This window comes from Saccharopolyspora sp. NPDC003752 (assembly GCF_053605825.1).
Genome location: NZ_JBSGJZ010000016.1, coordinates 27,890 through 41,248 on the forward strand (window position 1 = coordinate 27,890; position 13,359 = coordinate 41,248).

The window sequence follows — 13,359 nt, forward strand, 5'->3', positions numbered from 1 at the left end:
GAGGACTCCTCAGAACGCCTTGTCCAGTCCGTCGGTGGGCGATTGCGGGATGGACGGTTCGCGCGGCAGCGGCTCGAAGCGCAGCGGGTCGTGGTGGTTGATCGGGAAGGTGGTGGGCATCGTGCCGGTCGCCCTGGCGTACGCGCAGGCCACCGCGGCCATCGTGGGCGCGACCGCCAGTTCGCCCGCGCCGCCGGGATCGTCGCCGGAATCGGGCATGATGATGATCTCGACCTCCGGCGGGACGTTCCACTGCCGCGTGTAGAAACCGTTGTCCCAGCTGCCTTCCAGCGGCAGGCCGCCCTCGATGTGCAGGCCGAAGGTCAGGGCGGTGGCGATGCCGTCGTTGATCCCGCCGAGCATCTGCGCTTCGAGGCCGCGCGGGTTGATGCACAGGCCCGGGTCCACCACGAACGTCACCCGGGTGACGCGCGGCCCGGTCACGCCCTCGTGCACCGGCGCCTCCCGGCCGACCGTTTCCGGCCGCGCGTCGATCTCGACCAGCGCGCCGGCGACCGCCTTGTACTCGTGCGCGAGCGCCACGCCCTGCGCCACGCCGGCGGGCAGGGACCGGCCCCACCTCCCCTTCTCCGCCAGGACGTCCAGCACCTTCCGGTAGCGCTCCTCCCTGGCGAATTGCCGGCGGAACGCCAACGGGTCCTTGCCCATCTCGGCGGCCAGCCGGTCGACGACGAGTTCCTGCGCGCACCGCACGTTGGGCGAGTAGACGTTGCGCATGCTGCCGGTGTGGAACTCCAGCGGAACCTCGTTGAGCAGCTGCGTGGTGACCCCGAAGGCGTATGGGCTGTGCTGGGACAGCAGGAAGATCGTCTGCGCGACCGAGTAGTTGCCGAGTTCCGGTTCCGTGACGGTGCCGGTGATGAGCTCGCCGAAACCGTGCCCGAAATCGGTTTTCACGCTGGTGTGGTACTGCTCGAAGGTCAGTACCTCGCCGGCGGCGCAGGTCGCCCTGATCCGGGAGAAGCACATCGGGTGCGCCCGGCCGTGCCGGAAGTCGTCGGTGCGGTGCCACATCAGCCGGACCGGCTTGCCGAACGCCCGGGACGCCTCGGCGGCCTCCATCGCCGCGTCGTGGAAGAGGTGGCGGCCGAAGGACCCGCCGCCTTCCACCACGTGCACGGTGACCGCGGTTTCCGGCAGCCCGAGGCGCTGGGCGATCTGCTGCTTGGCGATGATCGGGACCTTGAGGCTGGACCAGATCTCCGCCCGGTCCTTGCGCACGTCGGCGACCGCGCAGTTGGTCTCCAGCGGCGTGTTGCTGGCGAAGGCGAAGGTGAATTCGGCGTCGACCGCGGTCGTCAGCGGCAGCGCCGGCTTGACCGGCGGCGTCGCGGCCTTGAGCTTGCGCAGCAACGTCTCGTCGGATTCACCGTCCACAGTGCCCGGTGCCCAGGTCACGTCGAGGGCGCGGACGGCGTCGATGCACTGGCCGAAGGTCTCGCCGCGCACCGCGACGCCGGTGGAGATGATCGCGACGTCGGTGATGCCCGGCATGGTCAGCACCTGGTCGGCGTTGCGGATCGAGCGCGCCGTGCCGTTGATCGTCGGCGCCCGGCGGACCATGGTGGGCTTGGCGCCCGGCACGTCGAGGTCCATCGCGAACTGCTTGCGGCCGGTGACGGCGGCGAGCGCGTCGATGCGGTTCTGCGGCCTGCCGATGATCGTGAACTCGGAGGCGGGCTTGAGCTGCGGGGTGAACTCCCGGGTCGTCGGGCTGGCCGCGGTCTTCGCCAGCGAGCCGTAGGTCGCCCGCTTCCCGGACCCGTGCGTGATGACGCCGTCGGCGAGGCCGAGTTCGGTGACCGGGACGTGCCACTGCTGCGCGGCGGTGAGCTTCATCCGCTCGCGCGCGACGGCCGCCGCGAGGCGCACCGGGGTGTAGATCGCGTGGATGGTGTTGGATCCGCCGGTGAGCTGGTTGAACACCAGCTCGGTGCGCGCGTCGGCGAGCGTGATGCGGACCTTCTCCAGCGGTAGCGACATCTCCTCGGCGATGAGCATCGCGACCGCGGTCGTGATGCCCTGCCCGACTTCGGCGCGGTGCAGCGCGAAGGACACCGTGCCGTCGGGGTTCACCGCCACCGTGATCAGGTTCGAGGTGGGCAGGGCGGCGTGGGTCAGCGCGTCGGACAGGTCGTAGGCGTCGGTGAGTCCCGGGCTGGGCACGGCCGCCTCGGCGGCCGGCGGGCCCGCCAGCCTGGCCGCGGCGACCAGCGTGGGTGCGGCCAGCAGGTAGCCGAGGAAGCGCCGGCGCCCGGTGAGCCCGGGGCCGGGTTCGTCCGGTGGCCGCGTGGTGGCGCGGGGTGCGCGGTGCGAAGTCATCGTCGTCCTCTCGACACCGGGTGTGGCGACGATCACCTTAGGTTCGGCGGGCCCGCGCAACTGTTCAGAAACTGAACACCGGCCGCACCGCACGAGCCGCCCGGGACCGGCGGTTCTCGCTGGTCCCGGGCGGCGCCGGCAGTCAGAGGACGACGACTTGGCGGATGGCGGTGCCGTCGGCCAGGCGGTCGAACCCCTCGTTGATCTCGTCGAGGGTGAGGCGGTGGGACAGCAGCGCGTCGACGGGGAGCGCGCCCGACCGGTACAGCTCGATGAAGCGCGGCACGTCCCGCCTCGGCACGCACGAACCGAGGTAGCTGCCCCGCAGCGTCTTCTCCTCCGCGACCAGGCTCAGCGCGGGCAGGGAGAGCTGCGCCTCGGGATCCGGGAGGCCGACGGTGACCGTGGTGCCGCCGCTGCGGGTCGCGTCGTAGGCCTGCCGCAGGACGGGCGCGACGCCGGTCGTGTCGATCACCTTCTCGGCGCCACCGCCGGTGATCTCGCGGATCCGCTCGACGGCCTCCGGGCCGCCCGCCACGGTGTGGGTCGCACCGAGCCGGGCGGCCAGCTCCCGCTTGTGCTCGACGACGTCGACGGCGACCAATGTGGACGCTCCGGACGCCTTCGCCATCAGCAGCGCCGCGAGGCCGACGCCGCCGAGGCCGAACACCGCGACGCTCTCCCCCGCCTGGATCTGCGCCGAGTGCAGGGCCGCGCCCGCACCGGTCAGGACGGCGCAGCCGAACAGGGCGGCGATCTCGAAGGGCAGGTCGGCGTCGACCTTCACCGCCGAGCGCGCCGACACGACGATGTGCTCGGCGAACGCCGACACGCCCAGGTGGTGGTACGGCCGCGAGCCGTCGTCGGCCCGCCACCGCATGCCGCCGCCGAGCAGGGCGCCCTGCCCGTTCGCCGCGGCGCCCGGACCGCACAGGGCCGGGCGGCCGGCCACGCAGCGCTCGCAGTCGCCGCAGGACGGCACGAAGGCGAGCACCACGTGATCGCCGGGCTCGAAACCGGTGCCCGCGCCGGCCTCGACGACCTCGCCTGCCGCCTCGTGCCCGAGCGCCATCGGCAGCGGCCTGCGCCGCGAGCCGTTGATCACCGACAGGTCGGAGTGGCACAGCCCGGCGGCCCGGACCCGCACCAGCAGTTCCCCGGGCCCCGGCGGGTCGAGCTCCAGCGTCGTGACGTCGATGGGCCGCGACGCCGCGTAGGGCGCTTCGCGGCCGGACTCCCGCAGGACTGCCGCGCGGACCCGCATCACGCACCCGCCCCGGCGACCGGCACGCAGCGGGTGACCACGCGCTCGGCCAGCAGCGGCACGACCTGGCCGAGCACGATCCGCTTGAAGTGCTCGGATTCACAGTGCGCGGCGAAGTCCGCCTCGGTGTCGTACTCCTCGACGATGGCGACGACGTCGTCGTCGGTGCCGGCGTGCAGGCCGTAGCGGCGGCAGCCCGGCTCGGCCAGCGACGCCGCCGCCATCGGCGCCAGCAGGTCCAGCACCTCGTCCCGCTTGCCGGGGTTGGTGACGTACCGTGCGATCACGACGAAACTCATGGCTCTCCGTTGTTGAAAGTGTTGTGCGCGGGTCATTTCCCGGCCCGCAGCCGATCGCGGGTCAGCGACCAGAGCCCGGGGTCCGAGGTGGCCGCCGCGACCGCGCCCATCGCCAGCGAGTGCGCCACCCCGTCCACATCGGTGACGAAGCCCGCCGCGACGAACGGCGACAGCACGCGGCGGGCCTCCTCGGGCATCCACGGGATGATCGGGGCGGGCATCACCTCGACCAGGTCCGGGTTGCTCCGGCCGACGCCTTCCAGGCTCCGGTTCAGGTTCGACCGGTCGGTGACGAAGACCTTCTGCATCGTCAGCATGTCCAGCGCCCCGGCGCGGTCGATCAGCGCGGCCCGCGTGCTGACCACGCCCTGCGCGCCGATCTCGGTCAGGAAGTCGATCGCGCCGCGGTCCTGGGCGAGGCCGGGGCAGGCGTCGATGTTGACGAACACGGTCTTCTTCAGGTGCACCAGCACCCGGACGACCTTCGGCAGCTCGCCCACCGGGATCGACGCCAGGACGCCGACCGCGGTCGGTGCGGCGGCGAAGTCCTTGACCCGCGCCGCACCGACCACCGAGGCGCACACCGGGACGTCCGCGAAAGCCGCCTCGATCAGCGGGTTCAGCGGTCGGCGCGGACGCGTGGAAGGTTCACTCATGCCCGTTACTCTTACCCGCCCGGTGGTTCAGTCGAGCGGCCCGGTGCCGAACGACGTGGGCAGGCCCAGCTTGCCCGGGTTGAGCACGCCGCGCGGGTCGAGCGCGTTCTTGACCGCCTCGAACGCCGGGAACCCGGAGCCGAGCGCGTCGGCCAGGTACGGGCCGCGCAGCAACCCGGACCCGTGGTGGTGGCTCAGCGCCGCGCCGTGCCGGATGAGCACCGCGTTGGCCGCGTCCCACGCCGCGCGGTACCACTGCCGCCGCTGCTCCGGCTCGACCTCGCCGCGCAGCGAGAAGTACAGGCAGGCGCCGTCGGTGTAGGCGTGCGACTGGTGCGCCGAGGACGCCAGCGTGCCGGGCACCGCGCAGATCGCGGCCACCACCTCGTCGTAGATGGCGGGCAGCTTCGCCCACGGCCCGGCCATCTCCAGGGTGTCGGCGACGAACCCGGGGCCGGGGGTGAAGCCGTCCGCGGACTTGCCGACCAGCATCCGCTCGTCCAGCCAGCGCTCGAACACCGCCTGGCCGTCGAGCTCGATCCCCTGCTCCGCGCACACCTCGGCGCTGACCGCGATGCTCGCGTCCACGATCACCGGGTCGCCTTCGTCGGCGATCAGCAGCAGGTTCGTGTCGGGGTGCCCGAAGTGGGTGCCGCTCTCCAGCTTGTCGTAGAGGCGCATCGCGGCTGGGGTCGCGCCGCGCTGCATGATCAGCCGGCAGGCCTCCAGCCCCTCGGCGAAGGTGTCGAAGCCGTAGGCGATGGCCTTGGCGTACTCGGGCAGCGGGTGGGTGCGCAGCCGGACCGAGGTGATGATGCCCAGGGTGCCTTCCGAGCCGACGAACAGCTGCCGCAGGTCGGGGCCGGTCGCGGCGCGCGGGTAGTCGCCGAAGGTCGCCAGCGTGCCGTCGGCGAGGACCACGTCGAGCCCGACGACCATGTCCTCGATCTTGCCGTAGCGGGTGGACAGCTGGCCGGCGCCGCGGCAGGCGACCCAGCCGCCGACGGTGGAGATCGCGAACGCCGACGGCCAGTGCCCGGTGGTGGCGCCGTGGACCTCCTGCAGCTCCTTCTCGAAGACGTCGCCGAACATGCCGGCCCGGACCTCGACGACCTGCGATTCCGCGTCGAAGGAGACGATGCCGGTGAGGCCGCAGACGTCGAGCGCGACGCCGCCGAAGACCGGCAGGGCCGCGCCGGTGACGTTGCTGCGGCCGGCGGAGACGGTCAGCGGCAGGGTGTGCTCGTTGCACAGCCGGGTCACGGCCTGGATCTGCTCGACGGTGCTGACCTCGACGATCACCGCGTCCGGGGTGGCCGGGCTGTCGGCGGTCTCGCCGATCATCGAACCGGCCCACCAGTCGCGGGTGCGCAGCACGACCTCGTCGCGGTCGGTGTGCACGGCGTCGGCGATGCCGCGCAGCGATTCCACGACCGCGCCCGGGACCTCGACCGCGGTGGTCTGCAGCGACGCCGCGCCCTTGCCGACCGGGGTGCCCGCGCCGTAGCGGGGCGGGGTCGGGGCTCCGACGACGTACTTGCCGCGGTTGAACGGGTGGGTGATGGTCTGGCGGCTGATCATGCCTTCTCTCCCAACAGGATCGACTTCTCGTGGGCGATGTCCGCCCGGTAGCTGCTTACTTGTCCGGCGATGGTGTCGGCGCTGAGCCCGAGCTCGGTGCGGAGGAGTTCACCGACGACCGGCGCGGCTTCCGCGGAGGCGTCGCGGGCGAACAGCCGGAGGCGGGTGCGGCGGGAGAGCACGTCGTCGACCGAGCGCGCCATCTCGGACCGCGCCGCGTAGACGACCTCGGCCTTCAGGTGCGGCTGGCCGGCCACCAGCGGCTCGGCGAGCTCGGGGTCCTCCGCGATCAGCGCGCTCACGAAGCGCGACTCGGTGCCGTAGCGCCCGCCGAGGTGGGCGGCCGTGCCGCCGGAGGCGGCGACCGCCTCGGGGTCGTAGCCGGCGCCGCCGAGCAGCGGGAGCTTCGTGGTGCGGCTGCGGGTCTTCCGCCCGAGCAGCCCGGCGACCTCGTCCACCACGAGCTCGCCCATGTGGCGGCTGGTGGTGAGCTTGCCTCCGGTCACCGTGACCATGCCGCCGCCGCCCACGCTGATGTGGTGGTCGCGCCGCATGTCGAGGGTGGCGCCTTCCTTGCCGCCGACCAGCGGGCGCAGCCCGGCGAAGCTGCCGAGCACGTCGTCGGCGGTGATGCCGCTGTTGAAGGCGACGTTGGCGCCGTCGAGGAGGAACTCCATCTCCTCGCGCGTGCAGTGCACGTCGTCGATGGAGCCGTCGTAGTCGGTGTCGGTGGTGCCGAGGACGACGACATCGCCCCAGCGGGTGCAGGTCGCGCGGCGGGCGCGGCCCGGGATCGGCACCGTGACCGTGCAGTCGTTGCGGATCTTCGACCAGGGCACCACGACGTGCACGCCCTTGGCCGGGCGGACCTGCGGGCGGTGCGCGTCGTCGGCCAGCACGTCTAGTTCGTCGGTCCACACGCCGGTCGCGTTCACCACGACGCGGGCGCGCACGTCGATGTCCTCGCCGTCGGCGTGGACGACGGCGCCGCGCACCCGGCCGCCGTCCTTGAGCAGCCGCTCGACCTTCGCGCCGTTGGCGACGACCGCGCCGAGGTGGGCGGCGGTGCGCACGACGGTGAGGGTGAGGCGGGCGTCGTCGGTGCGGCTGTCGTAGTACATGAGGCCGCCCTTGAGGTGGTCCGCGCGCAGCGTCGGCGCGTGGGAGAGCACCTCGTTGGGGGTGAGCCGCTGGTGCAGGCGCCCGATCCGCCAGCCGCCGACCAGGTCGTAGGTCCACAGCAGGCCCTCGAATGCCTTCGCGATGCGGGGGTCGAAAACGCCTTCCTGCTCCAGGATCGGGAACAGGAAGGGCAGGCGCTGCACCAGGTGCGGCGCGTTGCGGCGGAACCGGTGCCGCTCCAGCAGCGAGTGCCGGACCAGGTTCACGTTGCCCTGCTCGATGTAGCGCAGGCCGCCGTGCACCATCTTCGACGACTTCGACGACGTGCCGGCGGCGAAGTCGTCGCGTTCCACCAGCGCCACGGAGAATCCGCGGGATACCGCGTCGAGCGCGGTGTAGGCGCCGGTGATCCCGCCGCCGATCACCAGCACGTCGAATTCCGCGTCGGCGAGTCGTCGCAGTGCCCGCCGGCGGTCCAGGATCACCGGAGCGCCGGGGGTGGCCTTCGCCGCGACCGAGTTGGGCCGTCGGGACGGCAGTTTCATCATGATGTTCCTTCTTCTTTCAGGGCAGTGACTTCCGGAGCTCCCGCTGCCATTCGGCGCGCAGCTCCTGCCGTTCTTGGTCGGTGGTCGCGGGTTCGAAGGTGCGGCCGACGGGGCGCGCGCCGACGACCTCGTCGAGCGATCCCCACAGGCCGAGCCGGACGCCGGCGAGGTACGCGACGCCGCGCAGGCTCGCGGTGGCGGAGTCGGCCACCCGCTCGATGGGGATGCCGGAGAGGTCGGCCTGGCTCTGCATCAGCGCGTCGCTGGCCGCCAGCCCGCCGCCGACGCGCAGCCGGGTCAGCGGTCCGTCCATCGTGGACCGGAGCCCGTCGGCGGTGTCGCACACGGAGTGCGCGATGCCTTCCAGGACGGCGCGGGCGATGGCGGCGCGCGTGGTGGCCAGGCTCAAGCCGGTGAGGCAGGCCCGGGTGCCGGGCACCGCCAGCGGCGTCCGCAGCCCGGCGAGCGTGGGCACGAACCACGTGTCCCGGTCGCGCGGGTGCGTGGCGGCGAGTTCGCTGATCCGCTCGGCGGAGTCGAACAGCTGCAGGTCCTCGACCAGCCAGCGCAGCGCCGAACCCGTCGTCGACGTGTAGGCCTCCAGGCTGAAGCGGCTGCGGCCGCCGGAGCGCCAGCCGACCAGCGCGAGCACGCCGTCGACGGCGTTGGCGGCGTCGGCCGGCTCGTCGCCGGTGAGCGCGCCGACGAAGGTGCCGGTGCCGTGCATGCACATGCCCTGGCCGGGTTCCAGCGCGCCCAGGGCGATCAGCGACGCGTGCTGGTCCCCCATCGCCGCGGCGATGGGCACCCGGATGCCGAGCACCTCGGGGTCGGTGCACCCGAAGTCGCCGTCGTCGTCGGACAGCGGCGGCGCCAGTTCCTGCGGGTAGCCGACCGCGGCGAGCCAGTCCGGATCCCACGCGTGCTCGCGCAGCAGGTAGCCGCCGAGCGCCGCCGCGTTGCTGGCGGAGACGGCGTGCGCGGTGCCGCCGTTGAGGTTCCAGCTCAGCCAGGTGTCGATCGAGCCGAACAGCAGCCGACCGGCGTCCGCGGCGGCCCGCGCCTCCGGGTTCTCCGCGATCTGCCGGGCGGCCCACAGGAACGGCGACCGGCTGCCGACCGGCCGGCCGGTGCGCGGCAGCAGGATCGGGTCCCACTGCTGCGCCAGCGCTTCGAGTTCCGCCGCGTACCGCCGGTCCTGCCAGACCACGGCGGGGGCCAGCGGCCGCCCGGTGACCCGGTCCCACAGGACCGCGGTCGCGCGCTGCGTGCACAGCGCCACCCCGACGATCTCGACGCCGCTGTCCGCGGCCCATGCCACGGCCTGCCGCGCCACATCCAGGGTGTGCCGCCAGAGCTCGCCGGCGTCCTGCTCGACCCGCAGCGGGTCGGGGTGGACAACGGCGATCGGCCGGTAGAACGACGGCCCGCTCGATCCGTCTGCCGTGACCACGGCCGCGCGCGTGCCGGTCGAGCCTTCGTCGATCGACAGCACGCCTCGTTGCGAACTGCTCATGCTGGTGCCTTTCTGCGCCGTCAGCGGGTGGCCGGCACCGGTGCCGGCAGCAGGTCGATGACCTCGTCGTCGGGGTCGAAACCGCCGCGCGTCGGGTCCCACTTGATGACAACGCAGGTGATGAGCCCGAGCAGCGGGACGACGGCCAGCGCCGCGATCGTCGGGCCGAGGCCCATCGACTCCTTGATCAGCGGGAACACGTAGAGCCCGACGACGCTGCCGAAGCTGCCGAGCATGCCCGTGATGCCGGTGCCGAGGGTGCGGATGTCGCTGCGGTAGGACAGCGCCGCGATCGACTTGCCGTTGGCGCCGGGGCCCGCGGAGTGGAAGAAGATGAACAGGAACGGCACGGTGAAGGCCAGCACGGTCGGCAGGCTGCCGAATCCGAGCCCCAGCACCAGCAGCAGCACGAACGCCATCGCGTAGCCGACCGCCGAGCTCATCCGCAGGCCCATCCGGCGGCCCGCGTAGGCGGAGACGGCGCCGCCGATGATGCCGGCCGCGTTGAAGATCATCGATCCGACGGTGGCCTTCTCGAACTGCTCGCCGAAGATCGCGAGGCTGATCACCGGCAGGTACCAGCCGATCGCGAAGTACTGCATCGACTGGGTCAGCGAGATGAGCGTCGACAGCATCGTCCGCGGCAGGTAGGGCTTGCGGAACAGCACGCCCGACTGGCGGAAGCCGATCGACTGCTGCGCCTCGGCGGGCGCCTCGGCCCGCTCGCCCGGGACGGCGTCGAACCCGTAGATCCGGCGGAGGCTTTGCGCGGCGTCCGCGAGCCGCCCGCGGGATGCCAGCCACGATGGGCTCTCCACCAGGAACACCATCTGCAGCACGAACAGCGCCCCGGCGATGACCGCAGCCGAGCCGACCGACCAGCGCCAGATCTCCGCGCCGATGCCGAGCTTGTAGCAGATCAGCGTCAGCGCGAGGTTGGAGGTGGTGGCGATGTACCAGACGCACTGCCACAGGTTCAGCCGGCCCTTGAGGCTGGCGGGGGTGTACTCGGCGAGCATCGCCATCGCCACCGCGAAGTCGATGCCGTAGGCGACGCCGACCAGCGCGCGGCCGGCCCACACGGTCTCGAAGCTGCCCGCGGACGCGGTGAGCAGCGCTCCCGCGACGCCGATGAGCTTGGCCAGCAGCAGCGGCTTGACCCGCCCGATCCGGGCGGCCAGCCAACCGCTGGCCGGGTTGAAGAGGATCGCCACGGCCGGCGCCGTGGCGGTGAGCAGCCCGACCTGCCCTGGCGTGAGCGTCAGTTCCTTCACCATCGGCGAAAGCCCGGCGCTCAGCGCGGCGTTGGAGTAGGCGTCGAGGAACAACCCGCCGAGGATGAGGTACCAGAGGAAGTTGGCCTTCCTCGGCAGCCGTTCCAGCTTGTTGATCAACGCCACCACGTCGGAGGGGCCGGAGACCGTCCCCGCCACCGCGTTCGAAGGTGAGGCCACAGATCGCCACCTTTCGAGGGAAGGCACTGGCAGCGATCCGGCAAAAAGAAAAAAGGCACGACGAAGACCGCTGACAGTGGCTCTTCGTCTATGCCTGTCGTGGCGGAGACATTAACCGCGGCGCAACGCGGGCGTCAAGCGAAACGGCAGCGCTCAGGGGAATTCGCCCACCGGACCGCCCTATGTGGACGGGCCGGCCCCACGGCCTGCATCGATCCAGCGGACGCGGGCCGGTTGACGGGGTTCGGTCCGGGCCCTATCGTCTGCTGTCATCAGACATCTGACGTCTGATCTAGAGGAGGATCCGCAGCAATGTCGCTGTCCGACCAACTCGCCGAGCGGCTGCTCAGCGCGATCATCGACGGCACACACGCGCCCGGCAGCGCACTGCCGCCGGAAGGCGAGCTCGCCGAGCAGTACGTGGTCAGCCGCCTCACCGTCCGCGAAGCGATCAAGGCGCTGCGCGTGCAGAACATCGTGCGCATCCAGCGCGGCCGCGGCACCTACGTCAACCCGCCCGCGCAGTGGACCGCGCTGGACCCGCTGATCCGGGCCGCCGCAGCCACTCCCCGGTCGAGCGCGGCGATCTCGGAGAGCCTCATCGAGGCCCGGCGGCTGATCGAGGTCGGCGCCGTCGAGCTGGCCGCGGGCAAACGCACCGACGACGACCTGGCGCAGCTGCGGAGCCTGCTGCAGGACATGCGCGACGCCGTCGACACCGACGACGTCGAGCTGTTCGTGGAGGCCGACATCGCCTTCCACGACGCGATCATGCGCGCCAGCGGCAACGCGTTCATCCCGCTGATGTTCGAGCCCTTCGGCCGGCTGCTGGTCGAAGGGCGCCGCGAGACCTCCGCGGTGCCCGAGATCCGGGCCAACGCCCTCGCGCACCACACCAAGATCCTGCGCGCGCTCGAAGCGGCCGACCCGGCGCTCGCGCGCCAGGCGATGGCGGACCACATGGCCCAGACCGCCGACGACCTCCGCACCCACGTGCTCGCCGACAGCTGACCCGGCTCCCCCGACTCCCACGCGCCGCGTGGGCACCTCCGCACGCCTACAGGAAGCAGCGCCATGCCCGATCTGCCCCAGGACCGCCCGATCTCCGCGGAAGAACTCCTCGCCGGACTGCCCGCCGTCCGCCCCGTCGCCCCGGCCGAGATCGCCGAGCGCATGGCCGGCGGGCCGCGCCTGGTCGTGCTCGACGACGACCCCACCGGCACCCAGACCGTCGCCGACGTCCCGGTGCTGACCACCTGGGGCGTCGACGACCTGCGCTGGGCGCTGACCCAGCCCAGCAGGACCTTCTTCGTGCTCACCAACACCCGCAGCCTGTCGGCCGCCGACGCCGACGCCCGCAACCGCGAGGTGATCGACGCGCTCGCCCGCGCCGCGGACGCCGAAGGCGCCGACTTCGTGGTGGCCAGCCGGAGCGACTCGACGCTGCGCGGCCACTACCCGCGCGAAACCGATCTGCTGGCCGAAGAGCTGGCGCAGCGCGGCAAACCGATCGACGGCGTCGTCATCGTGCCCGCCTTCCCCGACGCGGGCCGGTTCACGATCGGCTCGGTGCACTGGACCCGCACGGCCGACGGCATGCTCCCGGCCGGGCGCACGGAGTTCGCCAAGGACGCCACCTTCGGCTACCGCAGCTCGGACCTGCGGGACTGGGTGGCCGAGAAGACCGGCGGCCGGGTGCCGGCGGACCGCGTCCTGGCCATCACCGCCGCCGACCTCCGGGAAGGCGGCCCCGAGCGGGTCGCCCAGCTCCTCGAAACCGTGCAGGACCAGCAGCCGGTCGTCGTGGACGCGGCCTGCGACGACGACATCCGCGTGCTGGCGCTCGCGCTGCTGCACGCCGAGTCCCGGGGCAAGCGGCTGCTCTACCGCGTCGGCCCGGCCTTCGTCCGCTCCCGCGCCGGTCAGGCGGGCGCGCCGCCGCTGGACGGCGAGGTGCCGCGCGGCATGGGCACCGGCGACGGGCACGGCCTGATCGCCGTCGGCTCGCACGTCGGCCTGACCACCAGCCAGCTCGACGGGCTGCGGGAGCTCGGCGGCATCACCGAGCTGGAGCTCGACGTGCCCGCACTGCTCGACCCGGCCGCCCGCGACGCCCACGTCGACGCGGTCGCGCAGGCCGCCGCACGGGCGATGTCCGGCGCCGACGTCGTGATCCGCACCAGCCGCACGCTGGTCACCGGCGCCGACCCGGACGCCAGCCTGGCCATCGCCCGCGCCGTGTCCGCCGGCCTGGTCGACACCGTCCGCGCGGCCGTCCGCGCGCACCGCCCGGCGTTCGTCGTGGCCAAGGGCGGCATCACCTCCAGCGACATCGCCACCGCCAGCCTCGACATCCGCCGCGCGATGGTGCGGGGCACGATGCTGCCGGGCATCGTCTCGCTGTGGGAGCCGGTCTCCGGCGAGTTCTCAGGCATCCCGTACGTCGTGTTCCCGGGCAACGTCGGCGACCGGCGAGCACTCGCCGACGTCGTCGCCTCGCTGCGGGGCCGTTGATGCCGCTCCGCGCCCAGGACGATCGCACATCGTTGGTGTTCAACGGGTCTCAACAGTCCACT

10 protein-coding genes are annotated in these 13,359 nt (G+C 72.5%); 2 read left to right on the forward strand and 8 right to left on the reverse strand.

From position 1 onward, the window contains the following. Positions 1 to 9 precede the first annotated feature (9 nt). From ACWEV3_RS21610 to ACWEV3_RS21645, 8 genes are all read right to left on the reverse strand, one after another. Positions 10 to 2,343 (reverse strand): molybdopterin cofactor-binding domain-containing protein, encoded by a 2,334-nt coding sequence (locus ACWEV3_RS21610; protein WP_452615621.1) that lies wholly within the window; start codon positions 2,341 to 2,343, stop codon positions 10 to 12. A gap of 142 nt (positions 2,344 to 2,485) precedes the next feature. Continuing rightward, positions 2,486 to 3,607: a zinc-dependent alcohol dehydrogenase family protein gene (locus tag ACWEV3_RS21615; protein WP_452615622.1), complete on the reverse strand. Its 1,122-nt coding sequence runs from the start codon at positions 3,605 to 3,607 to the stop codon at positions 2,486 to 2,488. Beyond that, complete coding sequence (locus tag ACWEV3_RS21620) at positions 3,607 to 3,906, reverse strand: putative quinol monooxygenase (protein WP_132480110.1); 300 nt, start codon at positions 3,904 to 3,906, stop codon at positions 3,607 to 3,609. The genes ACWEV3_RS21615 and ACWEV3_RS21620 overlap by 1 nt, the downstream gene beginning before the upstream one ends. Before the next feature lie 32 nt (positions 3,907 to 3,938). Further along, entirely contained in the window at positions 3,939 to 4,562 is a 624-nt protein-coding gene (locus tag ACWEV3_RS21625; RefSeq protein ID WP_452615623.1) for a glycerol-3-phosphate responsive antiterminator, read from the reverse strand. A gap of 27 nt (positions 4,563 to 4,589) precedes the next feature. After that, a complete protein-coding gene (locus ACWEV3_RS21630; RefSeq protein ID WP_452615624.1) occupies positions 4,590 to 6,143 on the reverse strand; it encodes an FAD-binding oxidoreductase in 1,554 nt (517 codons plus the stop codon). Next, positions 6,140 to 7,813, reverse strand: a complete 1,674-nt coding sequence (locus ACWEV3_RS21635) for an FAD-dependent oxidoreductase (RefSeq protein WP_452615625.1) — start codon at positions 7,811 to 7,813, stop codon at positions 6,140 to 6,142. The genes ACWEV3_RS21630 and ACWEV3_RS21635 overlap by 4 nt, the downstream gene beginning before the upstream one ends. 16 nt (positions 7,814 to 7,829) lie before the next feature. Next, positions 7,830 to 9,329, reverse strand: coding sequence for an FGGY family carbohydrate kinase (locus ACWEV3_RS21640; RefSeq protein ID WP_452615626.1), 1,500 nt, complete (start codon positions 9,327 to 9,329; stop codon positions 7,830 to 7,832). A gap of 20 nt (positions 9,330 to 9,349) precedes the next feature. After that, positions 9,350 to 10,783, reverse strand: a complete 1,434-nt coding sequence (locus ACWEV3_RS21645) for an MFS transporter (protein WP_452615627.1) — start codon at positions 10,781 to 10,783, stop codon at positions 9,350 to 9,352. A 312-nt stretch (positions 10,784 to 11,095) separates the two neighbouring features. On the opposite strand from ACWEV3_RS21645, the gene ACWEV3_RS21650 reads away from it, so the two are divergent. Continuing rightward, entirely contained in the window at positions 11,096 to 11,794 is a 699-nt protein-coding gene (locus ACWEV3_RS21650; protein WP_358565187.1) for a FadR/GntR family transcriptional regulator, read from the forward strand. A 63-nt stretch (positions 11,795 to 11,857) separates the two neighbouring features. Beyond that, positions 11,858 to 13,297, forward strand: a complete 1,440-nt coding sequence (locus tag ACWEV3_RS21655; RefSeq protein WP_452615628.1) for a four-carbon acid sugar kinase family protein — start codon at positions 11,858 to 11,860, stop codon at positions 13,295 to 13,297. Positions 13,298 to 13,359: the final 62 nt, after the last annotated feature.

Coding starts and splice junctions, on each gene's coding strand:
- ACWEV3_RS21610 (WP_452615621.1), bottom strand. CDS start 2,343: ATGACTTCGCACCGCGCACCCCGCGCCACCACGCGGCCACCGGACGAA.
- ACWEV3_RS21615 (WP_452615622.1), bottom strand. CDS start 3,607: ATGCGGGTCCGCGCGGCAGTCCTGCGGGAGTCCGGCCGCGAAGCGCCC.
- ACWEV3_RS21620 (WP_132480110.1), bottom strand. CDS start 3,906: ATGAGTTTCGTCGTGATCGCACGGTACGTCACCAACCCCGGCAAGCGG.
- ACWEV3_RS21625 (WP_452615623.1), bottom strand. CDS start 4,562: ATGAGTGAACCTTCCACGCGTCCGCGCCGACCGCTGAACCCGCTGATC.
- ACWEV3_RS21630 (WP_452615624.1), bottom strand. CDS start 6,143: ATGATCAGCCGCCAGACCATCACCCACCCGTTCAACCGCGGCAAGTAC.
- ACWEV3_RS21635 (WP_452615625.1), bottom strand. CDS start 7,813: ATGATGAAACTGCCGTCCCGACGGCCCAACTCGGTCGCGGCGAAGGCC.
- ACWEV3_RS21640 (WP_452615626.1), bottom strand. CDS start 9,329: ATGAGCAGTTCGCAACGAGGCGTGCTGTCGATCGACGAAGGCTCGACC.
- ACWEV3_RS21650 (WP_358565187.1), top strand. CDS start 11,096: ATGTCGCTGTCCGACCAACTCGCCGAGCGGCTGCTCAGCGCGATCATC.
- ACWEV3_RS21655 (WP_452615628.1), top strand. CDS start 11,858: ATGCCCGATCTGCCCCAGGACCGCCCGATCTCCGCGGAAGAACTCCTC.